Origin of the sequence: Prevotella sp. lc2012 (assembly GCF_900107065.1) — a bacterium.
Taxonomy (GTDB): Bacteria; Bacteroidota; Bacteroidia; order Bacteroidales; family Bacteroidaceae; genus Prevotella.
On record NZ_FNUF01000001.1, the window covers coordinates 207,247 to 233,792 of the forward strand.

Consider the following 26,546-nt stretch of genomic DNA (forward strand, 5'->3'; position numbering starts at 1 on the left):
AGACGAAACATGTTATTAACTTATAAAGCAAAGGAGAATATGAAAAAGAAGATTTTAGCCCTCGTGGCAATGGTTATGATGGCAATGAGTGCCAGTGCACAACAGCAGTTCAGTCACGAAAGTCCGGAGGTCTTTGACCGCATGGCTTCTTATCTCGAGCTCACAACAGATCAGATTAAGCCCGTGATGACAGCCATCGAACAACTTAGAGTCTCGTTAGCATCGCTCTTCCAGGCGCAGGATCCTACAGGGGCATGGGAGAAGATTGAAGCTAAGCATAAGGAGACGATGAAGCAGTTGTTGACTGAGAAGCAGTATGAGAAGTACGAGAAGATGTTCGATCTGACAGCGAAGAATACGATGGTGCGGGTGCAGGAGATGCAGATAATGCCACAATGATCCTAATGGATTCATACTTAAGTGTTTTCGTCTCTCCTACGTAAAGAATATGTGGGAGAGATTTTGGTAATTCGGAAAGAATAATTATCTTTGCAGACAAATGAGAAGAATACAGAAGAAAGACATATGGCTGTTTATGGCGCAGGTCCTGCTGCTTTCGCTGATCGTGCTATCGCCAGGGCTTGTCAGCTTCATCACTAGCAGGGACTCTAAGCAGGTGTTCGACGCGCTTTCGATTTCGTTCTACTTCCTGGCTCCTATCGTGGTTGTCTACCTGGTGAATTTCTATCTGTTTTCTCGATGGCTCTGGTTCCGCCAGCACTACCTGCTATTTGGTCTTGCCAACGTGCTGTTGGTGGTTGTCCTCAACTCGCCGATTCTGTTCTATGATATCAGCAACCTGCCCGAGATTGCCCGTGCCGGCTTTATCTCGTTTATGATCATATCATTGCTGATCAACCTGCTGGCCATATTCATGGCCTTGACCATCCATTATGTGATACGGCAGACTGAGAAGAAGCAAAAGGAGGTGGAGGCTGAACTGGCATGGCTGAAAAACCAGATCAATCCGCATTTCCTCTTTAATACCCTCAATAACATCTCAAGTCTGACGCATATCGATGCCGACGAGGCCCAGGATGCCGTGATGCAGCTGAGCGACCTGCTGCGCTATGCGATGTATGAGACCAATAAGCCGAAGGTGCCGCTGGAGGGGGAGGTGGAGTTTATGCGTAATTATATCGACCTGATGAAGCTACGCACCAATGAGATGACGACTGTCGGCGAAGAAATAGAGATGGAGGATGGCAGCTTGGAGGTGGCTCCGCTGCTCTTCATCTCACTTGTCGAGAACGCTTTCAAGCATGGCATGAACAGTAATGCACCGGCGGTCATCAAGATCAGTCTGGTGCAGAAAGGCGACACGCTTGTCTTCTCCTGCGATAATACCAACAATCCCAAGCCAACCAAAGACCGCAGTGGTTCGGGTATCGGACTGGAGAACACGCGCCGTCGTCTGGACCTGCTGTATCAGGGGCGCTACCAGTGGGAGCAGACCATCACGCCGGAGAATATCTATCATGTTAAGATCACGCTGCAACTATGAGACCAATAACCTGCATGATTGTCGATGACGAGCCCTTGGCAGTGCGCCTGCTGGAGTCTTACGTAGAGAGGACGCCTGAGCTGCAACTGATGGCTTCGTATACAGACTCCATCACGGCCATCAACGCGATCAAGGCACAGAAGCCGGAATTGTTGTTCCTCGACATTCAGATGCCCAACATCGACGGTATGGAACTGGCTCATATTTTGCCTGAGGATACGCGTGTGGTGTTTACTACTGCTTTCAAGGAGTATGCTTTTGAGAGCTACGAGGTGAATGCGCTCGACTTCCTATTGAAGCCTGTCAGATACAATAAGTTCTTGGCTTCAGTAGAAAAGGCACGAAAGGCACTCGACATGTCTCAGGCAACGGCTCAGTCCACACCACAGCATCCCAATACCATCTTCATCCGTGTGGATGGTGAATGGAGGAACATTCCTATAGAGCAGATCGTCTATGTGAATGGGATGAAAGACTATGTGCTTTTCTGTCTCGACAACCTGCCCAGACCGCTGGTCACTCATCTGACGATGAAAGCTGTAGAGGATATGTTGCCTAAAGACAGATTTCTCCGTGTTCACCGGTCGTATATCGTCGCTGTCGATAAGATCCGGAAGGTAGACCGTAACGACTGTATCTATATCGGTGACGAGGTGATACATGTGCCTGACGGTTACTTGCAGGCTTTCCGTCAGTTCCTCGAATCTCGTGCCATAGAAAGGAAGTAAGGGGAAAGGTAAGGAAAGAAAAAAGTCACATCTTGTGAGATGTGACTTTTTATATTGATTATCCGTTCATCGAGAGGAGGAACTCCTCGTTGTTCCGCGTGGTGACCAGTCGGTCGCGGATGGTGTTCATGGCCTCGATGGGGTTCATCTCGGCAATGAACTTGCGGATGATCCACATGCGGTTGAGCGTGGTGTCGTCGTGCAACAGATCGTCGCGGCGTGTAGACGACTGTACCAGGTCGATAGCCGGGAAGATACGCTTGTTGGAGAGTGAACGGTTAAGCTGGATCTCGGAGTTACCTGTACCCTTGAACTCCTCGAAGATCACCTCGTCCATCTTAGAACCGGTATCTACCAGGGCTGTGGCGATGATCGTGAGCGAACCGCCTCCCTCGATATTACGGGCAGCACCGAAGAAGCGCTTGGGCTTCTGCAGGGCGTTGGCGTCGACACCACCGGTGAGCACCTTACCAGAGGCAGGGGCCACGGTGTTATAGGCGCGGGCCAGACGAGTGATAGAGTCGAGGAAGATGACCACATCGTGACCGCACTCTACCATGCGCTTGGCTTTCTCGAGTACGATACCGGCGATCTTCACATGACGGTCGGCTGGCTCGTCGAAGGTAGAGGCGATAACCTCGGCATCGACGGTGCGGGCCATGTCGGTAACCTCCTCAGGACGCTCGTCGATGAGCAGCATCATGATATAAGCCTCGGGATGGTTGGCAGCGATGGCATTGGCGATATCCTTCATGAGGATGGTCTTACCGGTCTTGGGCTGGGCCACGATCAGGGCACGCTGACCTTTACCGATCGGTGAGAAGAGGTCGACAATACGTACGCTCGGATTGGTGGTACCCTTATCGCCACAGAGGGTGAACTTCTCGTCGGGGAAGAGTGGGGTGAGGTGCTCGAAGGCCACACGGTCGCGCACTTCAGACGGCTCACGGCCGTTGATGAGTTTCACCGTAGAGAGGGCGAAATACTTCTCACTGTCGTGAGGAGGACGGACGGTGCATTCTACCACGTCACCGGTCTTCAGACCGTATTTCTTAATCTGCTGCTGAGACACATAGATATCGTCGGGCGACGACAGATAGTTATAGTCGGAGCTACGGAGGAAACCATAGCCGTCGGACAGGCACTCCAGAACACCGTTACCAGTGATGATATCGGAGAAGTCGTACTTCGGCGCACTCTGTGACTTAGAGATAATGGGGTCGTCGTTCTGCTGCTGGACGACAGGACGGTCGAACATGTCGAGCGTCGGGATGGCTGCCTGATCCTCGATGGGGATGTCGAGCACGGTGATGAAATCGGTACCGTCGCCCGGATCACCTTCCCAGATGTCATCGTCGCTATATTCCATGGCATCCGACTTCGGCAGTTCCTCATGATGGCTCATCTTCTCCTGCAACTCGGCAATGCGGTTGGCGGTCTCTGGATCCTCCTGCTCGCCGGCAGCGAAATCAGCAGCCTCGGGAACCACGTCGGTGATTCCACCGATCTCTGGTGTGCCGGTGGCAATATCCGGAGATACAGCCTCTACAGCAGCCTTAGCAGCAGCCTCCTTCTCAAGTTCAGCCTTCGACTTCCTGCCACGACGCTTAGGGGTCTTGGCGGGCTCCTCTTCTGCGACCGGAGCAGCGGCCTCCGGAGCGGGTGCGCTGACGGGGGCATCGCTGAACAAAGAAGGACTCTCAGCCTTCTTCGGGATGCGTTTGTTCTTGGCATCCAGATTCTCACCGTCCTTACCTTTCACGGAATATACATGATTGGAGTCTTTCTTGACAATACGGGTTCTCTTCCTCTTGGGAGAGTCTTCTGCAGGCTCAGAGCTGGCGCTGTTTTCAGCGGCCTTGTCGATGATGGCATAGATGACATCATCTAACGCACTGTCCTGTGATACTTTAATACCTAATTGGTTGGCGATATCCATCAACTGGGTTATCTCCATTGATTCTAATTCTTCTTTCGTATACATATACTAATATGGGTATAAATTCTGATTGGGAATTTAAATATTGAGATTGGGAAACGCTTCACGAACGGAAGCGTTGTTATGAAAACGATGCAAAGGTACGGATTATTTCCGAATTCACCAAATTTTCTTTTAAAAAATTGCATCTCCTTTCTCTATTCGTACCTCTGACACGTTGTGTCTAAAGTACTTGCGTTCGGAAATGAAAAGAAAAACAAGTTTTCCTTTTGCATTTCGCTCACTTATTCGTACCTTTGTCGGCAAAAAATAAAGAAGTATGGAAATCAAAAAAGCCGAATTCACACTGAGTGCTCCCATGGAGTCGATGTGTCCTAAGGACACGAAGCCTGAGTACGCATTTATCGGTCGGTCGAATGTGGGGAAGTCGAGCCTGATTAATATGTTGACGAACAACAAGAAACTGGCTAAGACCTCAGCAACGCCCGGTAAGACCATGCTGATTAATCATTTCATCATCAATAATGAATGGTATCTCGTCGACCTGCCCGGTTATGGATATGCCAAACGATCGAAGAAAGAAGTGCAGAAACTGGATCAGATGATCAATGGTTATATCTTGCAACGGGAACAGTTGGTGAACGTGTTCCTGTTGGTGGACATCCGACTGGAGGCGCAGAAGATTGACTTGGACTTTATCCAGTGGCTTGGGGCCAGCAGCGTTCCTTTTGCCATTGTCTTCACCAAGGCCGACAAGTTGTCGGCAACAAAAGTGAGTCAGAACGTGGAGGCCTATAAGAAGGTGCTGAGCGAGACCTGGGAGGAGATGCCTCCGATGTTCGTTACGTCGGCAGAGAAGAAACAAGGCCGCGACGAGATCCTGGATTATATTGAAAACATTAATAAAGAACTGAAGGGCTAGTCCTTCGACAAGCTCAGGGGGTGCCTCTGGAATACGGTTCCTGAACTTGTCGAAGAACCACCGATGCAAAGAATATGGCGAAAGATACACCATACCTTGACGTACAACAGTTGACGAAGTCGTTCGGTTCACTGGTGCTTTTTGAGAACATCAGCTTTTCCGTTGCCGAGGGACAGAAAGTGGGACTGATAGCGAAGAACGGTACGGGAAAGTCGACTCTCCTTTCCATACTCTCTGGTAAGGAAGGTTATGACTCTGGTGAGATTATCTTCCGGCGCGACCTGAAAGTGGGTATGTTGGAACAGACACCCGCCTTCGACCCGACAGAGAGCGTGCTCGATGCATGCTTCAATCACCAGGGTGATCCGGAGAAGGTACTGAAGGCTAAGCAGATCCTGACACAACTGAAGATCCGCGACCTGCAACAGCCCATGGGACAGCTTAGTGGCGGTCAGCAGAAACGTGTGGCACTGGCCAACGTGCTTATCACCGAGCCCGACCTGCTCATCCTTGACGAGCCGACCAACCATCTTGATCTGGAGATGATTGAGTGGCTGGAGGGTTTTCTGAACCGAGGCAATAAAACACTGCTGATGGTGACTCATGATCGTTTCTTCCTGGACAGGGTCTGTTCGGTAATCCTAGAACTCGATGACCGCACCATCTATACCTACCGCGGTAACTACAGCTATTATCTGGAAAAACGACAGGAGCGTATCGACAACCGTCGGGCGGAGATCGCCCGGGCCAACAACCTGTACCGGACGGAACTGGAGTGGATGCGACGTATGCCGCAGGCCCGAGGGCATAAGGCGCGTTACCGTGAGGAAGCCTTCTACGAACTGGAGAAGGTGGCTAAGCAGCGGATGGAGGAACGACAGCTGCGACTGAAATCACGCAACGTTTATATTGGTTCGAAGATCTTCGAGTGCCAGTATGTGAGTAAGATATTTCCGCCTCGTCCTGACAAGGAGGGACAGAGGGAGCCGCTGGTAATCCTGAAGGATTTCTACTATAATTTCTCACGCTTCGAGAAGATGGGCATCATCGGTAACAACGGCACGGGAAAGTCGACATTCATCAAAATGCTTCTGGGAATGGTTCCGCCTGACAGTGGTAAGTTCGATATCGGCGATACCGTGCGCTTCGGCTATTTCTCACAGGAGGGATTGCAGTTCGATAACGAACAGAAGGTGATCGACGTGGTGAAGGATATCGCCGAATACATAGACATGGGAGGCGGTAAGCACCTGACGGCTTCGCAGTTCTTGCAGTATTTCCTGTTCACCCCCGAACAGCAGCATAATTACGTCTATAAGCTCTCGGGCGGTGAAAGGCGCAAGCTTTATCTCTGTACGGTGCTGATGAGAAATCCGAACTTCCTGGTGCTTGACGAGCCGACGAACGATCTTGATATCGTGACGCTTCAGATACTGGAGGAATACCTGCAGGACTTCCCCGGTTGTGTGATCGTGGTCAGTCATGACCGTTATTTCATGGACAAGGTGGTGGATCATCTGCTGGTGTTCAAAGGAGAAGGTGACATCCAGGACTTCCCCGGCAACTATACCCAATACCGCCAATGGCAGGTCTTACAACCTCAGGAGATGGCACAGCAGAAAGTGTCGACTCCTGTCAAGGAACAGAAGGGGCGCAGAGACGGTCAGGTCCAAGAGAGGCGTAGGATGAGTTTCAAGGAGAAACGGGAGTTCGAACAGCTCGAGAAGGAGATAGCTGCTTTGGAGCAGGAACAGCATCAGTTGGAAGAGGCGCTCTGTAGTGGGACGCTCTCTGTAGAGGAACTGACAGAGAAAAGCAAACGACTGCCGTTGCTGAAGGAAGAGCTCGACGAGAAGTCTATGCGGTGGTTGGAACTGAGTGAGATAGAGAAATAGCCCTTCTTGGACAAGTCAAGCGAAATAAAAAAGATAAAGAAAAAGAAATGATACAACAACAATATCCGTCGCAACTGTTGGAGAGGGCAGTATCGGAATTTGCCAAACTACCTGGTATCGGGCGCAAGACTGCGCTCCGGTTGGTGTTATGGATGCTCCGTCAGGACGATGCTGACGTGGAACAGTTTGCCGAGGCCGTCAGACTTCTGAAGCGTGAGGTGAAATACTGTCACACTTGTCATAATATCAGTGACACGGACACCTGTCCGATTTGCTCTGATCCGCGTCGTGATGCATCGCTCATCTGTGTCGTAGAGAATATCCAGGACGTGATGGCCATTGAGAATACCCTACAGTTCAATGGCTTATACCATGTGCTGGGAGGCATCATCTCACCGATGGATGGCATTGGACCGAGTGATATTGAGGTGGAGTCGCTGGTACAACGGGTGAAGGATGGTGGCGTGCAGGAAGTGATTCTTGCCTTGAGTCCGACGATGGAGGGTGATACCACCAACTTTTACTTATACCGTAAGTTGGCCGGCTATGGCGTGAAGATCAGTGTGATAGCACGGGGTGTCTCTGTCGGCAACGAACTGGAGTATACCGATGAGGTCACGCTCGGACGCTCCATTACCAATCGTATATTATTTGAAGAGAAATAGACATGAAAAAGACCCAGAGGATTCTGATGGTGGTGTTTATCACCATCCTGACATTGTCACTACTGTGTGTGGTGATCTACGAGACGAATGTCCTGGAGGCCGGTAGTATGGCCGACAAGAAACAGGACGAGTTCTTCGCGCTGACTGTACTGGAACTGGCTTCACTGGCAGGTGTGGTACTCGCCCTACGGTTGTTTAAGTTCAAGTGCATCCATAACGAGCTGGTGACACAGAAGGCGCCCGCTCTTCTCAAGTGGGGATTGATGCGACTGGCATTGTTGGAGTTGCCGATGCTCTCTAATACCTTCTTCTATTATATGTTCATGAACCCGGCATTCGGTTATATGGCCATCATCCAGTTGCTCTGCCTGCCGTTTGTCTATCCCAGTCTGAACCGCTGTATCGCTGAGACCGAAGAATGAAACTGAGCGTCGTCATCGTCAACTACAACGTGCGCGACTATCTCAGACAGTGTCTGGATAGTATACGGCGGTCTCTCGAGGAGATCGGTGGAGAGGTGTTTGTCGTAGACAACGCCTCGCAGGACGATAGCGTGGAGATGGTACGGCGAGATTACCCGTGGGTGCGACTGATCACGAACACGGAGAACCTCGGTTTCTCGAAAGCGAATAATATCGCCATCCGCCAGACTGTTGGGGAGTATGTTTTGTTGCTGAATCCTGATACCGTCGTCGGAGATGGTACACTGCAGGGTGTCATCAACTTCATGGACAGTCACCCGAAGGCTGGTGGAGCAGGGGTGAGGATGCGTCTTGGTGACGGGACGGTTGCCCCGGAGTCACGACGTGCCCTGCCGACGCCCTGGGTATCGTGTCTGAAGATGTTGGGATTGACGAGACGTTATTATATGAGTGATCTATCGTGGGATGAACCGGGACGGATTGAGGTGATCAGTGGCGCTTTCTGTATGTTGCGCCGACAGGCACTTGACGAGGTGGGACTCCTTGACGAGGATTTCTTTATGTATGGCGAGGATATAGATCTGTCGTACCGTCTGCTGAAAGGAAAATGGGAAAACTGGTATCTGCCGTATGATATCATCCATTATAAGGGGAAGTCGACACAGAAGTCAGACTTTCGTTATGTACATATCTTTTATCAGGCCATGCTCATCTTCTTCCGGAAGCATTACGGACACCTCAGTATCTTCTATACCGTCCCAGTGAAAATGGCCATCTATTTCCGTGCGGCCATCGCATTGACAGATATTCTCCGAAAAAAACTACATTTATGAATTGTAAAGAACCAATCATCCGCCTGCGGGCCATCGAACCGGAAGATCTGGATCTGCTCTACCGGATAGAGAACGATGTAAGACTATGGAATGTTGGTACCAGTAACGTACCGTATTCCAGATATACGTTGCACGACTATGTAGCCAACGCCTCGGATGATATCTATGTGGACCGTCAGGTCAGGATGATGATCGAAAACGAGAAAGGTGAGGTAGTCGGTATTGTTGACATCGTCAACTTCGATCCTGCTAACCGTCGGGCGGAAGTAGGACTAATCATCCTGAATGCTCACCGACGACAGGGATATGCGGCCAGTACGCTCCGCCAACTCTCCGAGTATGCCTTGAAAGTGCTCCATCTACATCAGCTATATGCCTTTGTGGATGTCAGGAATGAAGCCTCTCTCTGTTTGTTCCGTAAGATGGGCTATCAGGAGTCAGTCCTGATACACGACTGGCTGTATGATGGTGCTGAATATGGTGATGCTAGGATGATGCAACTCGTTTTTTAGTTTTTTTCCGGTTGAAAGAGAAAAAAATCCGAAAAATGTTTTGTCAATTCGGATTTTATTCATACCTTTGCACCCGCTAATAAGAAAGAGTGCTTTCTGGTGCGTTAGTTCAGTAGGTTAGAATGCCTGCCTGTCACGCAGGAGGTCACGAGTTCGAATCTCGTACGCACCGCACTTTTCAAAAGAACACAGCACTCTGGTGCGTTAGTTCAGTAGGTTAGAATGCCTGCCTGTCACGCAGGAGGTCACGAGTTCGAATCTCGTACGCACCGCAAAGACTCATCTGGTTTGCCAGATGGGTCTTTCTTTTTATCTACTTAATGGCGTTTTGTTACTTTTTTCGTGTTTTTGCTAACAAAAGTCTATAAAAATTTGTGTTTGTGCGACATTTTTTGTAATTTTGCAGCCAAAATAACACAAACAGCATATTGTTAGAGTGATATTATGTGTGGAATCGTAGGATACATCGGGAAGAAGGATGCCTTTCCTATATTGATTAAAGGTCTTAGGAGATTAGAATATCGCGGCTACGATAGTGCCGGTGTGGCGCTGATCAACAACGACGGTAAACTGAATGTCTGTAAGACGAAAGGAAAAGTCGACGCTTTAGTTGAATATTGTAGTGACAAGAATGTGAGTGGTACCGTCGGTATTGCCCATACTCGTTGGGCTACCCATGGTGAGCCTTCTTCTGTCAATGCTCATCCACACTATTCAGAGAGTCATAACTTGGCCATCATTCATAATGGCATCATCGAAAACTATGCCGAACTGAAAGAGAAGTTGAAGGCCAAGGGCGTTCAGTTCGTGTCGGACACTGATACAGAAGTGCTCGTACAACTGATTGAGTATATCAAGGAACATAAGCAACTGGATCTGCTCACTGCCGTCCAAGTGGCACTCTATCAGGTGATTGGCGCCTATGCCATCGCCATCCTCGACAAACGTGATCCTGATCAGATTATCGCCGCTCGGAAACAGAGTCCACTGGTGGTTGGTATCGGTGACGATGAATTCTTCCTCGGTTCAGATGCTAGTCCAATTGTTGAGTATACCGATAAGGTAGTATATCTCGAGGACGGTAATATCGCGGTGATACGTCGTGGCGAGGAGTTGCATGTTGTCAGCATTCTTGGTGAAGAACAAGAATTGACCGTGAAGACGGTTGATATTGATCTCGGACAGATAGAGAAAGGTGGTTACCCGCATTTTATGCTGAAAGAGATCTTCGAGCAGCCGGAGTGCTTGACGAACTGTATGAGAGGTCGTGTTAATGTTGAGGCAAATCATGTAACACTATCTGCACTAATTGATTACCGTCGTCAGTTGTTGAACGCTAAGCGTGTTGTGATTGTGGCCTGCGGTACTTCATGGCATGCAGGACTAATTGGTAAGCAGATGTTTGAGACACTGGTCCGTATCCCCGTTGAGGTGGAGTATGCCAGTGAATTCAGGTACAGGAATCCTGTTGTCAATAAAGATGATGTTGTAATAGCTATCTCGCAGAGCGGTGAGACGGCTGACACATTGGCGGCTGTGCAGCTTGCCAAGGAGCGGGGGGCCTTCATCTATGGCGTATGTAATGCAATTGGCTCTTCTATTCCCAGAGCAACAGATACGGGTACCTATATACACGTGGGACCAGAAATCGGTGTCGCATCGACTAAGGCTTTCACGGGACAGGTGACCGTCCTGACGATGATCGCTCTGGCTTTGGCAGAGGCCAAGGGGACAGTCAAACGTGAGGAATACTTGAAAATAGTCAAGGGACTCAGTGAGATTCCTGATAAGATACGGGAGGTCTTGAAGACCAACGAGAAGGTAGCAGATCTTGCGCGTACCTTTACTTACGCACATAACTTCCTCTATCTCGGACGCGGATTCAGTTATCCGGTGGCATTGGAAGGTGCGTTGAAGTTAAAGGAAATTTCTTATATCCATGCGGAGGGCTATCCCGCTGCTGAGATGAAACATGGACCGATTGCACTGATCGATTCGGATATGCCGGTGGTTGTGATAGCCACACATAATGCGATGTACGAGAAAGTGCTGTCGAACATTCAGGAGATCAAGGCTCGTCAGGGTAGGGTTATCGCCCTTGTGTCGAAGGGCGACGATACCATCTCCAAGATTGCCGACGAGGTCATAGAGCTACCCGACGTCCTGGAGTGTCTGGAACCGTTGGTGGCTACAATCCCCCTACAGCTGTTGGCATATCATGTTGCTGTTTGTAAAGGAAAAGATGTCGACCAACCAAGAAATCTGGCAAAGTCGGTGACAGTAGAATAGAAACAAGGGCGATTCGTTTTTTAACGTTTCGCCTTTTTTATAGAAAATGATACTTACGTTATGAGAGATGTAACACTCGTCCTGTCGGACGGAACAAAATTTCACGGGAAGAGCTTCGGTTATGAGGCGCCCGTATCTGGAGAGGTGGTGTTTAACACGGCGATGATGGGCTATCCGGAAAGTCTGACGGACCCCAGCTACGCAGGACAGCTGATGACGCTGACTTATCCGTTGGTAGGCAACTATGGAGTGCCTCCCTTTACCACGGAATCTAATGGCATTGCTACCTTTATGGAGAGCGACAGAATCTATGCTTCTGCTATCATTGTGAGCGATTATAGCGAGGAGTATTCACACTGGAATGCCTCGGAGAGTCTGGCTGACTGGCTGAAACGGGAGAAGGTGCCTGGTGTCACGGGCATAGACACTCGACAGTTGACGAAGGTGCTCAGGGAGCATGGCGTTATGATGGGACGTCTGGAGTTCGCGGATTCACCGATTTCTCAGGAGTTCGCAGACTATGGTAGCATCAACTGGGTAGAGCGTGTATCGTGCAAGGACATCATTCGCTATAATGAGGGAGCCGGTCGGAAAGTGGTGCTCGTTGACTGTGGCGTGAAGAACAATATCATCCGTTGCTTGATCAACCGAGGTGTAGAGGTCGTTCGTGTACCGTGGAACTACGACTATACCGATATGGACTTCGATGGTCTCTTCCTGGCCAATGGTCCTGGTGACCCTGATATGTGTGTCGATGCCGTGGATATACTAAAGAAACAGATGTCTCTCTCACGTAAGCCTATCTGTGGTATTTGCATGGGCAACCAATTGCTTGCCAAGGCTGGTGGTGCCACAATCTACAAACTGAAATATGGTCATCGTTCACATAACCAACCTGTACGTGAAGTGGGCACGAACCGCTGCTATGTTACCTCACAGAATCATGGTTATGCTGTTGATGCATCGACACTTGGTAACGACTGGAGAGAGCTCTTCGTGAATATGAACGATGGTAGTAACGAGGGAATACGCCATCTGTCGCATCCTTGGTTCTCTAGTCAGTTCCACCCCGAGGCTTGTTCGGGTCCAGTAGATACAGAATTTATGTTCGACCGTTTTATTGAAACATTATGAGATACGAGAATATACAGAAAGTCCTGTTGCTTGGCTCAGGCGCATTGAAGATCGGTGAGGCTGGTGAGTTCGACTACTCCGGATCACAAGCACTGAAAGCATTGAGAGAGGAGGGCGTAAAAACGGTTCTCATTAATCCGAACATCGCCACCGTGCAGACCTCGGAAGGAGTAGCCGATGAGATCTATTTCCTCCCGGTACAGCCCTACTTCGTGGAGCGTGTCATCCAGAAGGAGCGTCCCGACGGCATCCTGCTGGCATTCGGTGGACAGACGGCTCTGAACTGCGGTGTGGAACTGTATAAGAGTGGGGTGCTGGAGAAGTACGGTGTTAAGGTGCTGGGAACACCGGTACAGGCCATTATGGATACGGAGGACCGTGAACTCTTCGTGAAGAAGCTCGATGAGATAGGGGTGAAGACTATCAAGAGTGAGGCTTGTGAGACGATCGAACAGGCACGCAGGGCCGCCAAGGAACTGGGCTATCCTGTGATCCTTCGTGCGGCTTATGCCCTCGGCGGACTTGGCAGTGGATTCTGCGACAACGAAGAAGAGTTGAATCGTCTGGCCGAAAAAGCCTTTGCCTTCTCGCCACAGGTGCTTGTGGAGAAATCGCTGAAGGGTTGGAAGGAAATCGAGTATGAGGTGGTTCGTGACCGTTACGACAACTGTATCACCGTTTGTAATATGGAGAACTTCGACCCGCTCGGTATCCATACGGGTGAGTCGATCGTGGTGGCTCCGTCGCAGACGTTGACCAATTCTGAATATCATAAGCTTCGTGCTTTGGCCATCAAGATCATCCGTCATATTGGTATCGTTGGAGAGTGTAATGTACAGTATGCCTTCGACCCAAGTTCGGAGGACTACCGCGTCATTGAGGTCAACGCACGTCTGTCGCGCTCTTCTGCATTGGCATCGAAGGCGACAGGCTATCCTTTAGCTTTCGTAGCTGCCAAACTTGGTATGGGATACGGACTCTTTGAGTTGAAGAATTCCGTAACGAAGACGACAACGGCTTTCTTCGAGCCCGCCCTCGACTATGTGGTGTGTAAGATCCCACGTTGGGATCTTTCTAAGTTCCGTGGTGTAGACAAGGAACTCGGCTCATCCATGAAGTCGGTCGGTGAGGTGATGGCCATCGGTAGAACCTTCGAGGAAGCTATACAAAAAGGTCTCCGTATGATCGGACAGGGCATGCATGGTTTTGTGGAGAATAAAGAGTTGCAGATACCGGATATTGATGCGGCCTTGCGTGAGCCAACAGATAAGCGTGTGTTTATCATCTCGAAGGCCATGCACTTGCCGGAATATGATATCGATAAGATTCATGAGTTGACGAAGATCGACAAGTGGTTCCTGCAGAAGTTGAAACATATCATCGATATCGATGAGCAACTGAAGAAACAGAATATCAACACGCTTGAGAAAGATCTGCTCCATGAAGCGAAAGTCTATGGCTTTACTGACTTCCAGATTGCTCGTGCCATCGGTCTAGAGAAAGAGAACGAAAACATGCACCGTGCGTCGTTGCTGGTGCGTAACCGTAGGAAGCAGTTTGGTATCCTACCCGTTGTAAAGCAGATCGATACTTTGGCAGCCGAATACCCGGCACAGACTAACTATCTGTATGTCACCTATTCTGGCGTGGCCAGCGATATCCAGTATGAGAAAGACAAGAAGAGTATCATTGTGTTGGGAAGCGGTGCCTATCGTATCGGTTCCTCAGTAGAGTTCGACTGGTGTGGGGTGCAGGCTCTTAATACCATCAGAAGAGAAGGCTGGCGCTCTGTCATGATTAACTATAATCCGGAGACTGTCTCTACCGACTATGATATGTGTGACCGCCTGTATTTCGATGAACTTACTTTTGAAAGGGTGCTGGATATCATCGATATGGAAGAGCCGTATGGTGTGATTGTCTCGACAGGTGGTCAGATTCCCAATAACCTTGCGATTTATCTGGATGAGCAGCATGTGCCCATCCTTGGTACGAGTGCACAGGATATTGACGGTGCCGAGGATCGCGCTAAATTCTCGCAGATGCTTAATGAGATTGGGGTCAATCAACCAGAGTGGAGTGCCCTGACCTCCATGGAGGATATCGACCAGTTTGTGAACAGAGTCGGTTTCCCGGTACTGGTTCGTCCGTCGTATGTGCTCTCCGGCGCCGCCATGAATGTCTGTTCGAATAAAGAAGAACTGGGACATTTCCTAAAACTGGCAGCCAATGTCTCAGAGGATCATCCTGTCGTGGTGTCGAAGTTCATTGAGAATGCCAAGGAGATTGAGATGGATGCCGTGGCAAAGGATGGTGAGATTCTGGCCTATGCCATCTCCGAGCATATTGAGTTTGCCGGTGTCCATTCTGGTGACGCCACCATCCAGTTCCCTCCGCAGAAGCTCTATGTGGAGACAGTACGCCGCATTAAACGTATCAGTCGACAGATTGCAAAGGCACTCCATATCAATGGTCCTTTCAATATCCAATATATGGCGAGGGAGAACGATATCCTGGTTATCGAGTGTAACCTTCGTGCCTCACGATCCTTCCCCTTCGTTTCGAAGGTGCTAAAGCTCAATCTGATCGACCTGGCCACGAAGGTGATGCTGGGACTGCCGGTGGAGAAACCTCATAAGAACCTGTTTGATCTCGACTATGTGGGTATCAAGGCTAGTCAGTTCTCATTCAACCGTCTGCAAAAGGCCGACCCCGTGTTGGGCGTTGACATGGCTTCGACGGGTGAGGTAGGTTGCTTAGGCGACAACTCAAGCACGGCCTTGTTGAAGGCCATGCTGTCTGTCGGACATCGTATCCCTAAGAAGAGTGTTCTCCTTTCCACAGGAACAGCCAAACAGAAAGCTGATATGCTTGATGCCGCACGGATGCTGGTTAGTCATGGCTATAAGCTTTACGCTACAGGTGGTACATCGAGGTACCTGTCGGATAATGGTGTAGAGAATACCATGGTGTTCTGGCCTTCAGAGCCCGACAAACAGCCACAGGCGCTGGATATGCTTCATCAACACGAGATCGACATGGTGGTCAATGTTCCGAAGAACCTATCGGAAGGTGAGTTAACGAATGGATACAAGATCCGTCGTGCTGCTATCGACCTGAATGTTCCGTTGATTACAAACAGTCGACTGGCCAGCGCGTTCATCAATGCATTCTGTACTATTAATCTTGACGAAATCGGCATCAAGTCGTGGGCTGAGTATAAATAGCAGATATACAAAAGACGAAAAAATAGTGCAATAATTTGGCTATGTCAAATTATTGCATTATTTTTGCAAACACATATGTAATACTGACCCAAAATGGATGCTGGAGAAAGCTTAGAGTCTAAAATCAACCGTAGTGAGTATAAAATACTTATCGTCGACGATGTAGTCAGTAACGTGCTGCTGCTAAAGATCCTATTGACGAATGAGAAATTCCAAGTCTGTACGGCCAATAATGGAAACATGTGCATTGAGATGGCCAAGAAAGAGCATCCGGACTTGATTCTTCTGGATGTGATGATGCCAGACATCAGTGGTTTTGATACTGCTGTTATCCTGAAGAAAGACGAGGAAACTAAGGATATACCTATTATCTTCCTGACGGCACTGAACACGCCGACAGACCTTGTGCATGGTTTCCAGGTGGGTGCAAGTGACTTTCTGACAAAGCCGTTCAATAAGGAGGAGCTGGTCATGCGTGTCACACAGCAGATATCACTTGTGGCTGCAAAGCGTATCATCGAACATCAGAACGAAGAACTTCGTGCTACGCTTAACAACCGTGACAAGATGTATTCTGTCATTGCGCATGATCTACGTTCACCTATGGCCAGTATACGTATGGTACTGAACTTGGTAGTTGCCTCCACGACACCGGAACTTGTTGGACCGGAATTGTATGAGTTGCTGGACAAGGCCAATAGAGAGTCGGAGGAGGTGCATGATCTCTTGGATAACCTTCTGAAGTGGACGAAGAGTCAGACCGGTCGACTGAACGTTGTTGAACAAGATCTTGACTTAAACGACATCATTCCTGGAGTTGTCGATATCTTCGAGATAATCGCACAAACCAAGCGAATCAAACTGAACCTGCAAGGGTCGGACACACATCTGGTGGTCAGGGCCGACAATGATATGTTGAAGACCGTAGTCCGGAATTTTATTTCCAATGCTATTAAGTTCTCCCCAGAGGACTCTTCTATCGACATCGTAGTTCGGCAGGAAGGTGATTATGCCAAGGTGAGCGTACGGGATCATGGTGTTGGTATCGCAGCTAACCGTCTTGATTCGATTTTCCGTAAGGGTGAGACAACCTATGGTACCGGTGGTGAGGAGGGGTCCGGTCTCGGACTTCTGTTGTGTCAGGACTTTGCCCAGAAGAATGGTGGTATGTGTACAGTAGAATCCGTCGAAGGACAGGGGAGTACGTTCAATGTTCTTATCCCACTAAAGAAAGAATAATGTCCACACCTATTTATATAATAGAAGAAACGAAACTTCGCCGCAATCTCAAGCTTATCGCTGGTGTTGCGGCGAAAGCAGATATAGAGATTATCCTAGCCTTTAAGGCTTTTGCCTTGTGGAAGACGTTCCCAATTATTCGTGAGTATATTCATGCCACCACGGCAAGCTCACTCTCGGAAGCTCGTTTGGCATATGAGGAATTCGGGGCACCTGCTCATACCTTTTCGCCAGCTTATACGGATGATGAGATTGATGAGATTGCACGTCGCTCTTCGCATCTGACTTTCAATTCGCTCTCACAGTATGAGCGCTACCATCACCGTGTCAAGGATGTGTCGCTTGGTCTCCGTATTAACCCAGAGTATTCTGAAGTGGGCACCATGTTGTATAATCCCTGTGCACCTGGGACACGTTTCGGTGTTACCGCGGATAAGTTGCCTGAGCGTCTACCGACGGACATTGATGGGTTTCATTGTCACTGCCATTGTGAGAGTGGGGCAGATGTATTCGAGCGCACGCTGGTACATATCGAAGAGAAGTTCTCGCGTTGGTTCCCTCAGTTGAAATGGATTAATTTCGGAGGTGGCCACCTGATGACACGTCGGGATTATGATGTGGAACGGTTAATCTCTTTGATGCGCGGTTTCCATGAACGCTATCCGTGGCTGAAGGTGATACTGGAACCTGGCAGTGCTTTCGCATGGCAGACCGGACCTCTGGTATCTCATGTGGTGGATGTCGTGGAGGATAAAGGTATCAGGACCGCCATTTTGGATGTCAGTTTCACTTGTCATATGCCCGACTGTCTCGAGATGCCTTATTTCCCTGATGTCCGCTATGCCATCCACGTTGATGACAATACACTATCATCGACAGCCAACCGCCATCTCTATAGATTAGGTGGCAACAGTTGTCTGAGTGGCGACTATATGGGATTCTGGCAGTTTAATCATGAGTTGCAGATCGGTGAAGAGGTGATATTTGAAGATATGATTCATTATACAACGGTGAAGACAAATATGTTTAATGGCATTTCTCATCCGGCCATTGCTATGCTTCATATGGACGGGAAGTTGGAGATTTTGCGTGAGTTTGGCTATCAGGATTACAAAAATCGGATGGATTAGAACTTTTTTAGAAAAAAATGTCTGAAAAGTTTTGCCAGTTCCGAAAAAAGCATTACCTTTGCACTCGCATTTAGAGAAATGCCTTTTAGAAAGCGCGGAATTCTCCCGCAAGCCGAGAGCAGAACAATAAGTTTTTATGCTGAAGCGCTGTTGAGAATGCTGATTGTTTTCAGAAGAAAATAAGCGGAAATAGCTCAGTTGGTAGAGCACAACCTTGCCAAGGTTGGGGTCGCGGGTCCGAGTCCCGTTTTCCGCTCACATCTTGAACAAAAAGAGGCATTAGAGATTGGCTTTAATGTAAAAATGCCCAGGTGGCGGAATTGGTAGACGCGCACGTTTCAGGTGCGTGTGCCGCGAGGCGTGCAGGTTCGAGTCCTGTTCTGGGCACTCTTTTTATTCAACGTGTTTGTTGGAGAGGTGGCGGAATTGGTAGACGCGCTACTTTGAGGGGGTAGTGTCAATTGCGACGTGGGAGTTCGAGTCTCCTCCTCTTCACATGGCAGAATTTTCGCGCAAGCCGACCGTATAGAACTTACTTTTATACAGAGGTGCCGCCGAAAATCTTGACTGTCGCAGACAGGCGGAAATAGCTCAGTTGGTAGAGCACAACCTTGCCAAGGTTGGGGTCGCGGGTCCGAGTCCCGTTTTCCGCTCTTATATTAGGAAAACAACAATTTTAGATGAATTTATATTTAAGATATTTTGACCGTGAAACGTTAGTTTCCACAGTTGATGAAGCTATCGATTTCCTACGTTCCATTGACGAGATAGAAATGGACCCCATGTTAGAGGCAGATATCCGTGAATATGCTGCGAGTGATGTGTTCTATCCTAAAAGATATAAGATTCATCCCCGTGTCTATTTTATCATTATAAAGACGGAGGCTGCTACCATGCAGGATTTCAAAGATAAGAAGGCTGTGCATTCTGCCAGTGATGGTGTACCAGCGAAACCTGTGACGTCAGCAGTGGCACGACTGAATGAGATCAGACCGGGATGGTATGAAGGCATGCTCGATTTCAAGCGTGTACTTTTGATACCTGGAACAGGTAAGTTTCAGTACCGTGATACGCAATTTGTCGCTCAACTGAAGGCCAATTCTGGCATGGACTGCTATGAGCGTATCATCGAGCATCTTCGTGACCGTGTCGACGAACGTAGTCAGTTCCCTTCTGCGAAAGGAAAGAATTTCAAGTTCCGTTATCTTGGAAAGGCACGAGCATAATTAAGAAAGGAGGAGTCTATGAATAAGGTAATGCTTATTGGTAATGTTGGTCAGGATCCTGAAGTACGTTATGTTGATCAGGGGGTCGCTGTTGCCCGTTTGCGTTTGGCAACGACGGAGCGTGGTTATACACTTCAGAACGGAACGCAAGTGCCGGATCATACCGACTGGCATAATGTGATTCTGTGGCGTCGGCTGGCTGAGATTGTTGAGAAATATGTACATAAAGGAGACAAACTTTATGTTGAGGGTCGTGTTCGCTACACTTCGTATGATGATAAGCAGGGGCAGCGTCGTTTCGTGACTGAGATATGGGCCGACAATATTGAGCTGTTAAGTCCGAAACCTGCCACAGCAACAGGTGCCACGGTGAATGAGTCTATGGAGGCGCCCCAGCCTGACAATCATCCTGAGAAGGATCTGCCATTCTAAGCATGGATTATCTTCAACAGATACTCAGTGAAGTTCATTTTCTAGAACCCACCATGGGAGCAGTCGTGGCAGGATTGTTGGCCTGTCTGCTTCTCGTATTCTCTGGTTATGCCTCAGGTTCAGAGATTGCCTTCTTTTCATTATCTCCAAAGGATCTAAACGACCTTGACGAGGAGAAAAATGAGCATGATAAGCAGATTAGCGCTCTGCGCGCAGATTCAGAGCGTACACTAGCTACCATTCTCATTACCAACAATTTGGTCAATGTTACCATCATCATGCTCTGTAACTATTTCTTTGATCATGTCATTGATTTTGGTATTGCCTATTGGTTGCAGTTCCTGGTGATAACGGTCCTATTGACATTCCTTCTCTTGCTTTTCGGTGAGATTATGCCGAAGGTCTATGCCGGTCAGCATGCTTTGGCATTCTGTCGTTTCTCTGCTAGTGGGATTATTCATCTTCGCAAACTATTCTATCCTTTATCATCAATACTGATTCGCTCGGGTATGTTGGCAGAGAAAGTGGTTCAGAAGGAGAGTCATGTGTTGAGTGTCGACGATTTGGAGCAAGCACTCGAGTTGACCGATGAGAATGAATTGAGAGGAGAGAAGAATATGCTTGAGGGTATTGTTCGCTTTGGTGACGAGACAGCCAAAGAGGTGATGACAAGTCGTCAGGATGTGGTGGATTTGGATTTTAGGTCTTCTTTCTCTGATGTTCTGAAGTGTATCGTGGAGAACAATTACTCCCGTATCCCTGTCTATCAGGGCTCTATCGATAATATCCGTGGCATCTTATATATCAAGGACCTATTGCCTCATCTGTCGAAGCCTGCCTCTTTTCGTTGGCAGTCGCTCATCAGGCCACCTTATTTCGTTCCTGAGACAAAGAAGATCGATGATTTGCTTCGTGAGTTTCAAGAGAACAAGGTGCATATTGCTATTGTGGTCGATGAGTTTGGCGGTACCAGTGGTATCATCACCCTTGAGGATGTACTTGAAGAGATCGTCGGTGAGATTAACGACGAGTACGACGACGAGGAGAAAAGTTATGTACGGTTGAATGCCAATACCTATATCTTCGAAGGTAAGACGTTGCTGAGTGACCTATTTAAGATCTTGGATATCGACGATGAGACTTTCGAGGAGGTGGAGGGCGATGCCGACTCACTGGCTGGATTGCTCTTGGAGATCAAGGGCGATTTTCCAGACCTTCATGAGCGTATAGACTATAAGAATTTTACCTTTGAGGTAACGGAACTCGATGGTCATCGTATCTCAAAGGTGAAAGTCATTATCCACGATTCTGCAGAAGCGTAGTCTTTCTATAGTCTACCATCCGTACTGTTGCCACCTGATGACATTGTTCCATTGATAGCTCTGGATGGTGGTGTTCCATATAGGAGAGGTCAATCGGTAGGTGTTTCTTGGGAAGAACATGCTGACGCATCCATTCTCAGATGCTTTTATATCGAATTGTTCCATGTTCGCACTTAGCAAGGAACTGTTTGTCATCCAGCGTGCAGAGAAAATGGCGTAGGGAACGGCCTTCTCGAAGACTTTTTTCCACACGTTAAAGTCTTTATCCGCTGTATTCTCTAACAGCATCTGTCGCATGTCATACGCATAGCGGTTGTTACTGTAGACGCCATAATAGGTCATAGCATCAAAGTCAAGAGGGCTCTGTTCTTGCACATCCAGTCTGTCTGCTATTGTATGAAGGATGGTTGCTGTAGCCTGTGCCAACTCTTCCAACTCGGACGTTTTAAAGGTTGACAGCGGGACACTATAACCTTTCAGGTCGCCAGGGATATAGTTGTAATACTTATTGGAATTGCTCTTGTATTCTTCCAGATAATAGTTATAATAATGGTCTGTCAAAGTGCGGTAGAATAGCTCGTTGGAATTGAACAGATCGGGTACGATTATGTCATACGGAGCCCCTTTATCGGGAATTTCTGCCGGCGAACCGATCACATAGTCCGTCACGTGACGCAACTCATAGGCCACTTCCACACAACTGAAATTACAACAGTCGGCAAACACGAACTTTAGGGCCTTGTCGCCCATGGCTCTGGCAATAGCCCGACTCATCGACGGAATATTCATCCAATATTTGCCGGAACTTGATGAGGTATTTCTGCCCGTGTCTCCGCCGTAGGCACGACTGGCGGCATAGGGGATGGAGTCGTTGCTGACAAGCCAGCCCGATGCATGTCCCCAGAGTACCAGTCCGTAAGAAGCGGCTGGATAGGTCTGTCTGGTATAGGACAGAACTTTCTCCATTACGGCAGGATCAGCTGTGAAACTCTCTTCCATACTGACGGAGTCGACAAGAACACCATTCTTGATTCTTGCGATATATGGAGGGGTGGTCTCGGCCTGATCGACATAGACGATGAGATTATGTCGTTTGTCAAGCGATTTTGAACCGGTTTTCATCTCTTCCAAATCACTTGCGGCAAACGAGTTGAGATTATTCTCTGCTGCCATATATACAAGAACGGTACGCTCTGACTGTTCATCGACAGGATAATCGTTATGATGATGACAGGCAATGAAGAGGCATGAGCCAAACAATATGAATAGACATTTACGCATATTTCATTATTTTTCTGCAAAGGTAGTAATATTAATTAATAAATACTCCGTCTCGGCAAAAAAAAGAAACATGTTTCTCTTTTTATGCTCAACTTTTCATAATTTAGAACTTCGTTAAGAGTGCTTCTGCTCGGAAAAAACTCAAATAAATTTGGTTTTTCTCTCGCTTATTTGTACCTTTGCAAGCGTGAATCTGAGGATGAAGCGATATATTGCATCTTGGATACTGTTGGCAGCGTTCCTGCCAATGGTTGTTTTGTCGTCTCTCCATATTCACGAGACCACCCAGACCACAGATACGGCATGTGCTGCCTGCGTGCATCATCACTGCGGCGGGCACATGACGCAGTATGATGGACAGATGCACCAGTGTGTGCTCTGTCAGTTCCTGACGTTGTCTATGCTGACAGCTACAACGGTGGTCGTGCTGTTTATTAATAAATATGGCGAACAGACGTTTGCCAGTTTCATATGCCGATACACCCCTCGGGTGTGCGGTGTGGTTAGCCTTCGTGCTCCTCCGTTTGTTTGAAAGAATAAGGTACAATCTCATTTTTTCAAATAAACAACCAATATGATCATAGCTTTATTGGCTGCGGCTATGTGGACCTGTGCACCGGCCGACAGCACAATTGCCCTTGACGGGGTGACTGTGACTGGTCAACGGCAGCGTGACTTCCAGATGCGTACGTCGCAGTCGGCTGTGCAGATCAGCCATGATTATCTGCAGCAGAATTTTGCAGGAAGTCTGATGCAGACACTCGAAGGTGTCCCAGGCATCAAGGCGATGGCCATAGGTTCCGGGCAGTCGAAGCCAACTATTCGTGGCTTGGGCTTCAACCGGTTAGCTGTTACCGAGGATGGTATCAAACATGAGGGCCAACAATGGGGCGACGACCACGGACTTGAGATCGACCAGTTTGCCGTGGACCGTGCAGAGGTCATTAAGGGACCGGCAGCACTGCTCTATGGCAGTGATGCCATCGGTGGCGTGTTGAACCTCTACGCCAATCATATACCGACCAAGAAGACGGAAGGAGCAGTTCAACTGTTCGGTCGTTCTAATAACGAACAGTTGGGGCTGTCGGCGAAGGTTGGTGGACGGTCTGGCAAATGGTTCTACCGTGCCATCATGACGCTCATCGACTATGCCGACTATCAGGTGCCGACGGATAGTATCCAGTATTACTCCTATTATATTAAGCTGAAGGATAGGCGGTTGCGTAACACCGCAGGTCTGGAGCGTGATGGGAGTGTGATGTTGGGCTATGCTGGTTATAACTTCCACACCGACATACGCGTGTCTGACTCATATTCGAAGAGCGGCTTCTTCGCCAATGCTCATGGACTGGAAGTACGGTTAAGTGATATCGACTACGACCGTCATCGTCGGGATATCGATCTACCTTATCAGTGGGTGAACCATCTGAAGGTACTTAGTCATACGACATGGCGTAGTGAGTCTTTGATGGTAGAGGCCAAACTCGCGTATCAGAACAACCTGCGTGAGGAACGGTCGGAGCCTGTCAGTCATGGTTATATGCCCAAACCTGACAGTCCGTTGGAGCGTCGCTTCAACAAGAGCACTTACACGGCTAATCTGGGACTGCGCCTGACATTAGGAGAGCATCATGAGTTGAGTACCGGCATCAACGGCGAATATCAGTATAATCGTCGTGCAGGTTGGGGATTCATCATCCCAGATTTCTCGACGTTGAGTTTGGGCGCCTATGCCTTTGACCGTTATACCGTGAATGAGCGTCTGAAGCTGAATGCAGGCATTCGATATGATCATGCCTATACACATATTGATAGTTACAATGACTGGTTTCTGACGCCTACGTTCGATGGCGACTCGGCCTACGTACAGCGTTCTGCCAACCTCCGTCGGCACTTCAACAGTGTCACGTGGTCGGCAGGTGTGAACTACGCCACCGGTGGTTGGGTGCTCAAGGCAAATATCGGAAAGAGTTTCCGAGTACCTATTCCGAAGGAGTTGGGCGCTGATGGTATCAACTATCATATCTTCCGCTATGAGCGAGGCAATAGCGATTTGGCGCCTGAAGAGTCGTATCAGGTCGACCTTGGTTTGCATTGGGACAATGAGGTGTTGTGTGTGCAGGTGGATCCTTATCTGAACTACTTCCCGAACTACATCTATCTGAACCCGACGGCACAGTATGTCGAGGGACTGCAACTCTATCACTATATGCAGGCCGAGGTGCTGCGCTATGGTGTGGAAGCGCAGATGAACTGGATGATAACATCCCATTGGGAGGCGGAACTGAAAGGCGAGTATCTGTATGCCGAACAGAAGTCGGGAGAGAAGAAAGGCTATACCTTGCCGTTCTCTACACCATGGTCGACTGATGCAACCATCAAGTACTCCTTCGACTATCATGGTAAGGGCTTTGCAAGTCTGAACGCCCATGTCGTTGGAAAACAGAATGAGATTGTACCACCGGAAAAGCCCACAGACGGGCATTGGACACTAAATTTCTCGGCAGGAAAGCAATTCCCGTTGGGTGGTAGTGTCCTGAAGATTGCGCTTCATGCAGACAACCTGTTGAATAAGCGTTACTTCGACCACACCAGCTATTATCGGCTGATAGATGTGCCCGAGCCGGGACGTAACTTCTCGATGATGATAGGGGTGGAGTTCTAGAATAATGATAATGTATTAAAAACAAAAAGACAATTATGAAAAAGTATATATATATGAGCCTGATGATGGCTCTCCTGTGTGTTCTCTCTCTCAGTTTTACCGCTTGCGACGATGACGACGATAAGTTGCCTGCTCCAGAGATCACCATCAACGAGGCAAATATCGAGGATGACGTACTCTGTGTGCAGGCAGACGTGGTGGCCAAAGGCCGTACAGCATCTATCCTGTTGACCATTACCGGGCAAAACGGTACCGTCAAGGCAAGCCAGGCTGTTACAGATAGCAAGTATATCGGAGTACTGAATATCGACGGATTCCATGTTCACATGGATATTGCAGACAAGAATGTTGAGGAAGGTGATATCCTGGAGATGAGCGTCACCGATGGACAGGGACTCACCACCACCTCCAAGAAGAGTATCACTGAGGAGGAAGATGACGACGACGAATAATCCAAAATAAAAATGAAGAAAACTGTAATATCACTCTCACTGCTGTGCGCACTCTGTGCGTGCAGCAGTTCAGACGATGACGAGGCAAAGGACATGTCTCAACCCATCATTACCGATCAGGGAATCACCGCTAATCCTATCGACTGTCAGGTCTATCAGCGTGGTGGGAGCATCCCCTTCAACTACTTTTTCACCGATGATACGGAACTTGGTACCTACAATATCGAGATTCACAACAACTTCGATCATCACACACATAGCACCTCATCGGTAGAGTGTCCGATGGATGCTTTGAAACAACCGGTCAAGCCGTGGGTCTACAATCAGGATTTTGCCATTCCGACAGGACTGAGACAGTACGATGCCAAGATAGATATACCCATCCCTGCTGACATTGATCCCGGTGATTACCATTTCATGGTGCGTCTCACAGACCGTGCCGGTTGGCAGCAACTTAAGGCTGTTGCCATTAAGATTACAGAGTAGGGTTGTTAATACGAGTGAAATGCCATTGAAAAATGTTTTTTTCTTTTGTGTTTCACTCGTATATTTGTAATTTTGCCCCCGCAAAACCAGAACATCATGAAGAAACTCTCTATATTATTGGTATTACTAATTGCTTTGATGACCGTAGGGGAGGTGTCTGCCCACCGTTCAAGAAGTAGGAAGCTACATGGTCGACACAAAACCCACCGAGTGGTTAAGAAAGGTAGGAGACACAGACCCGTC

General features: G+C 48.5%; 23 protein-coding genes and 6 tRNA genes. 27 read left to right on the forward strand and 2 right to left on the reverse strand.

The window, feature by feature from the left end; all coding sequences use genetic code 11:
* Positions 1–39: 39 nt before the first annotated feature.
* From BLU99_RS00910 to BLU99_RS00920, 3 genes are all read left to right on the forward strand, one after another.
* Entirely contained in the window at positions 40–399 is a 360-nt protein-coding gene (locus BLU99_RS00910) for a hypothetical protein (RefSeq protein ID WP_091899306.1), read from the forward strand.
* A 100-nt stretch (positions 400–499) separates the two neighbouring features.
* A complete protein-coding gene (locus BLU99_RS00915; protein WP_091899307.1) occupies positions 500–1,504 on the forward strand; it encodes a sensor histidine kinase in 1,005 nt (334 codons plus the stop codon).
* Positions 1,501–2,232, forward strand: a complete 732-nt coding sequence (locus BLU99_RS00920; protein WP_091899308.1) for a LytR/AlgR family response regulator transcription factor — start codon at positions 1,501–1,503, stop codon at positions 2,230–2,232. Before BLU99_RS00915 ends, BLU99_RS00920 begins: the two co-directional genes overlap by 4 nt.
* A 58-nt stretch (positions 2,233–2,290) precedes the next feature.
* Here BLU99_RS00920 and rho read toward each other — a convergent pair whose 3' ends face one another.
* Positions 2,291–4,216: a transcription termination factor Rho gene (rho, locus tag BLU99_RS00925; RefSeq protein ID WP_091899309.1), complete on the reverse strand. Its 1,926-nt coding sequence runs from the start codon at positions 4,214–4,216 to the stop codon at positions 2,291–2,293.
* A gap of 274 nt (positions 4,217–4,490) precedes the next feature.
* Between rho and yihA the strand changes: the two genes are divergently transcribed.
* From yihA to gldE, 20 genes are all read left to right on the forward strand, one after another.
* Positions 4,491–5,093, forward strand: a complete 603-nt coding sequence (gene yihA, locus BLU99_RS00930; protein WP_091899310.1) for a ribosome biogenesis GTP-binding protein YihA/YsxC — start codon at positions 4,491–4,493, stop codon at positions 5,091–5,093.
* A 74-nt stretch (positions 5,094–5,167) separates the two neighbouring features.
* Entirely contained in the window at positions 5,168–6,988 is a 1,821-nt protein-coding gene (abc-f, locus tag BLU99_RS00935) for a ribosomal protection-like ABC-F family protein (RefSeq protein WP_091899311.1), read from the forward strand.
* Between the two features lie 47 nt (positions 6,989–7,035).
* Positions 7,036–7,653: a recombination mediator RecR gene (gene recR, locus BLU99_RS00940; RefSeq protein WP_369807682.1), complete on the forward strand. Its 618-nt coding sequence runs from the start codon at positions 7,036–7,038 to the stop codon at positions 7,651–7,653.
* 2 nt (positions 7,654–7,655) lie between these two features.
* Complete coding sequence (locus tag BLU99_RS00945) at positions 7,656–8,075, forward strand: hypothetical protein (protein WP_255397399.1); 420 nt, start codon at positions 7,656–7,658, stop codon at positions 8,073–8,075.
* On the forward strand, positions 8,072–8,908 hold the full coding sequence (locus BLU99_RS00950) for a glycosyltransferase family 2 protein (protein WP_091899312.1): 837 nt from the start codon (positions 8,072–8,074) through the stop codon (positions 8,906–8,908). Before BLU99_RS00945 ends, BLU99_RS00950 begins: the two co-directional genes overlap by 4 nt.
* Positions 8,905–9,420, forward strand: coding sequence for a GNAT family N-acetyltransferase (locus BLU99_RS00955; protein WP_091899313.1), 516 nt, complete (start codon positions 8,905–8,907; stop codon positions 9,418–9,420). The genes BLU99_RS00950 and BLU99_RS00955 overlap by 4 nt, the downstream gene beginning before the upstream one ends.
* A gap of 98 nt (positions 9,421–9,518) precedes the next feature.
* Positions 9,519–9,592: transfer RNA gene (locus tag BLU99_RS00960), tRNA-Asp, on the forward strand.
* A 26-nt stretch (positions 9,593–9,618) separates the two neighbouring features.
* Positions 9,619–9,692, forward strand: a tRNA-Asp gene (locus BLU99_RS00965).
* A gap of 172 nt (positions 9,693–9,864) precedes the next feature.
* Complete coding sequence (gene glmS, locus BLU99_RS00970) at positions 9,865–11,709, forward strand: glutamine--fructose-6-phosphate transaminase (isomerizing) (RefSeq protein WP_091899314.1); 1,845 nt, start codon at positions 9,865–9,867, stop codon at positions 11,707–11,709.
* 60 nt (positions 11,710–11,769) lie between these two features.
* Positions 11,770–12,843: a glutamine-hydrolyzing carbamoyl-phosphate synthase small subunit gene (gene carA, locus BLU99_RS00975; RefSeq protein WP_091899315.1), complete on the forward strand. Its 1,074-nt coding sequence runs from the start codon at positions 11,770–11,772 to the stop codon at positions 12,841–12,843.
* Positions 12,840–16,070, forward strand: coding sequence for a carbamoyl-phosphate synthase (glutamine-hydrolyzing) large subunit (gene carB / locus BLU99_RS00980; RefSeq protein ID WP_091899316.1), 3,231 nt, complete (start codon positions 12,840–12,842; stop codon positions 16,068–16,070). The genes carA and carB overlap by 4 nt, the downstream gene beginning before the upstream one ends.
* A 93-nt stretch (positions 16,071–16,163) precedes the next feature.
* Positions 16,164–17,309 carry a hybrid sensor histidine kinase/response regulator gene (locus BLU99_RS00985; protein ID WP_091899317.1) on the forward strand — a complete coding sequence of 382 codons (1,146 nt, stop codon included), beginning with the start codon at positions 16,164–16,166 and terminating at the stop codon, positions 17,307–17,309.
* Complete coding sequence (nspC, locus tag BLU99_RS00990; RefSeq protein ID WP_176771031.1) at positions 17,252–18,439, forward strand: carboxynorspermidine decarboxylase; 1,188 nt, start codon at positions 17,252–17,254, stop codon at positions 18,437–18,439. The genes BLU99_RS00985 and nspC overlap by 58 nt, the downstream gene beginning before the upstream one ends.
* Positions 18,440–18,622: 183 nt before the next feature.
* A tRNA-Gly gene (locus BLU99_RS00995) sits at positions 18,623–18,695 on the forward strand.
* A 49-nt stretch (positions 18,696–18,744) separates the two neighbouring features.
* Positions 18,745–18,826 (forward strand) — tRNA-Leu (locus tag BLU99_RS01000).
* A 24-nt stretch (positions 18,827–18,850) separates the two neighbouring features.
* A tRNA-Leu gene (locus BLU99_RS01005) sits at positions 18,851–18,934 on the forward strand.
* Positions 18,935–19,019: 85 nt separating this feature from the next.
* Positions 19,020–19,092, forward strand: a tRNA-Gly gene (locus tag BLU99_RS01010).
* A 27-nt stretch (positions 19,093–19,119) separates the two neighbouring features.
* Complete coding sequence (locus BLU99_RS01015; RefSeq protein ID WP_091899319.1) at positions 19,120–19,665, forward strand: hypothetical protein; 546 nt, start codon at positions 19,120–19,122, stop codon at positions 19,663–19,665.
* Between the two features lie 18 nt (positions 19,666–19,683).
* Positions 19,684–20,097, forward strand: coding sequence for a single-stranded DNA-binding protein (locus BLU99_RS01020; protein WP_091899320.1), 414 nt, complete (start codon positions 19,684–19,686; stop codon positions 20,095–20,097).
* A 2-nt stretch (positions 20,098–20,099) separates the two neighbouring features.
* A complete protein-coding gene (gene gldE, locus BLU99_RS01025; protein WP_091899321.1) occupies positions 20,100–21,419 on the forward strand; it encodes a gliding motility-associated protein GldE in 1,320 nt (439 codons plus the stop codon).
* Positions 21,420–21,431: 12 nt separating this feature from the next.
* On the opposite strand, the gene BLU99_RS01030 is transcribed toward gldE, so the two are convergent.
* The gene (locus BLU99_RS01030) at positions 21,432–22,700 is read right to left on the reverse strand and encodes a clostripain-related cysteine peptidase (protein ID WP_091899322.1); all 1,269 of its coding nucleotides are present in this window, start codon (positions 22,698–22,700) and stop codon (positions 21,432–21,434) included.
* Positions 22,701–22,899: 199 nt separating this feature from the next.
* Between BLU99_RS01030 and BLU99_RS01035 the strand changes: the two genes are divergently transcribed.
* Genes BLU99_RS01035 through BLU99_RS01050 form a run of 4 tightly spaced genes read left to right on the forward strand, consistent with a single transcriptional unit; the run spans position 22,900 to position 26,303 of the window.
* Entirely contained in the window at positions 22,900–23,232 is a 333-nt protein-coding gene (locus BLU99_RS01035) for a hypothetical protein (RefSeq protein ID WP_091899323.1), read from the forward strand.
* A gap of 42 nt (positions 23,233–23,274) precedes the next feature.
* The gene (locus tag BLU99_RS01040) at positions 23,275–25,365 is read left to right on the forward strand and encodes a TonB-dependent receptor (protein ID WP_091899324.1); all 2,091 of its coding nucleotides are present in this window, start codon (positions 23,275–23,277) and stop codon (positions 25,363–25,365) included.
* Between the two features lie 35 nt (positions 25,366–25,400).
* Positions 25,401–25,817: a hypothetical protein gene (locus BLU99_RS01045; protein WP_091899325.1), complete on the forward strand. Its 417-nt coding sequence runs from the start codon at positions 25,401–25,403 to the stop codon at positions 25,815–25,817.
* A gap of 12 nt (positions 25,818–25,829) precedes the next feature.
* On the forward strand, positions 25,830–26,303 hold the full coding sequence (locus BLU99_RS01050) for a DUF4625 domain-containing protein (RefSeq protein WP_091899326.1): 474 nt from the start codon (positions 25,830–25,832) through the stop codon (positions 26,301–26,303).
* The last annotated feature ends 243 nt before the right edge of the window (positions 26,304–26,546 follow it).

Coding starts and splice junctions, on each gene's coding strand:
- BLU99_RS00910 (WP_091899306.1), top strand. CDS start 40: ATGAAAAAGAAGATTTTAGCCCTCGTGGCAATGGTTATGATGGCAATG.
- BLU99_RS00915 (WP_091899307.1), top strand. CDS start 500: ATGAGAAGAATACAGAAGAAAGACATATGGCTGTTTATGGCGCAGGTC.
- BLU99_RS00920 (WP_091899308.1), top strand. CDS start 1,501: ATGAGACCAATAACCTGCATGATTGTCGATGACGAGCCCTTGGCAGTG.
- rho (WP_091899309.1), bottom strand. CDS start 4,216: ATGTATACGAAAGAAGAATTAGAATCAATGGAGATAACCCAGTTGATG.
- yihA (WP_091899310.1), top strand. CDS start 4,491: ATGGAAATCAAAAAAGCCGAATTCACACTGAGTGCTCCCATGGAGTCG.
- abc-f (WP_091899311.1), top strand. CDS start 5,168: ATGGCGAAAGATACACCATACCTTGACGTACAACAGTTGACGAAGTCG.
- recR (WP_369807682.1), top strand. CDS start 7,036: ATGATACAACAACAATATCCGTCGCAACTGTTGGAGAGGGCAGTATCG.
- BLU99_RS00945 (WP_255397399.1), top strand. CDS start 7,656: ATGAAAAAGACCCAGAGGATTCTGATGGTGGTGTTTATCACCATCCTG.
- BLU99_RS00950 (WP_091899312.1), top strand. CDS start 8,072: ATGAAACTGAGCGTCGTCATCGTCAACTACAACGTGCGCGACTATCTC.
- BLU99_RS00955 (WP_091899313.1), top strand. CDS start 8,905: ATGAATTGTAAAGAACCAATCATCCGCCTGCGGGCCATCGAACCGGAA.
- glmS (WP_091899314.1), top strand. CDS start 9,865: ATGTGTGGAATCGTAGGATACATCGGGAAGAAGGATGCCTTTCCTATA.
- carA (WP_091899315.1), top strand. CDS start 11,770: ATGAGAGATGTAACACTCGTCCTGTCGGACGGAACAAAATTTCACGGG.
- carB (WP_091899316.1), top strand. CDS start 12,840: ATGAGATACGAGAATATACAGAAAGTCCTGTTGCTTGGCTCAGGCGCA.
- BLU99_RS00985 (WP_091899317.1), top strand. CDS start 16,164: ATGGATGCTGGAGAAAGCTTAGAGTCTAAAATCAACCGTAGTGAGTAT.
- BLU99_RS01015 (WP_091899319.1), top strand. CDS start 19,120: ATGAATTTATATTTAAGATATTTTGACCGTGAAACGTTAGTTTCCACA.
- BLU99_RS01020 (WP_091899320.1), top strand. CDS start 19,684: ATGAATAAGGTAATGCTTATTGGTAATGTTGGTCAGGATCCTGAAGTA.
- gldE (WP_091899321.1), top strand. CDS start 20,100: ATGGATTATCTTCAACAGATACTCAGTGAAGTTCATTTTCTAGAACCC.
- BLU99_RS01030 (WP_091899322.1), bottom strand. CDS start 22,700: ATGCGTAAATGTCTATTCATATTGTTTGGCTCATGCCTCTTCATTGCC.
- BLU99_RS01035 (WP_091899323.1), top strand. CDS start 22,900: ATGAAGCGATATATTGCATCTTGGATACTGTTGGCAGCGTTCCTGCCA.
- BLU99_RS01040 (WP_091899324.1), top strand. CDS start 23,275: ATGATCATAGCTTTATTGGCTGCGGCTATGTGGACCTGTGCACCGGCC.
- BLU99_RS01045 (WP_091899325.1), top strand. CDS start 25,401: ATGAAAAAGTATATATATATGAGCCTGATGATGGCTCTCCTGTGTGTT.
- BLU99_RS01050 (WP_091899326.1), top strand. CDS start 25,830: ATGAAGAAAACTGTAATATCACTCTCACTGCTGTGCGCACTCTGTGCG.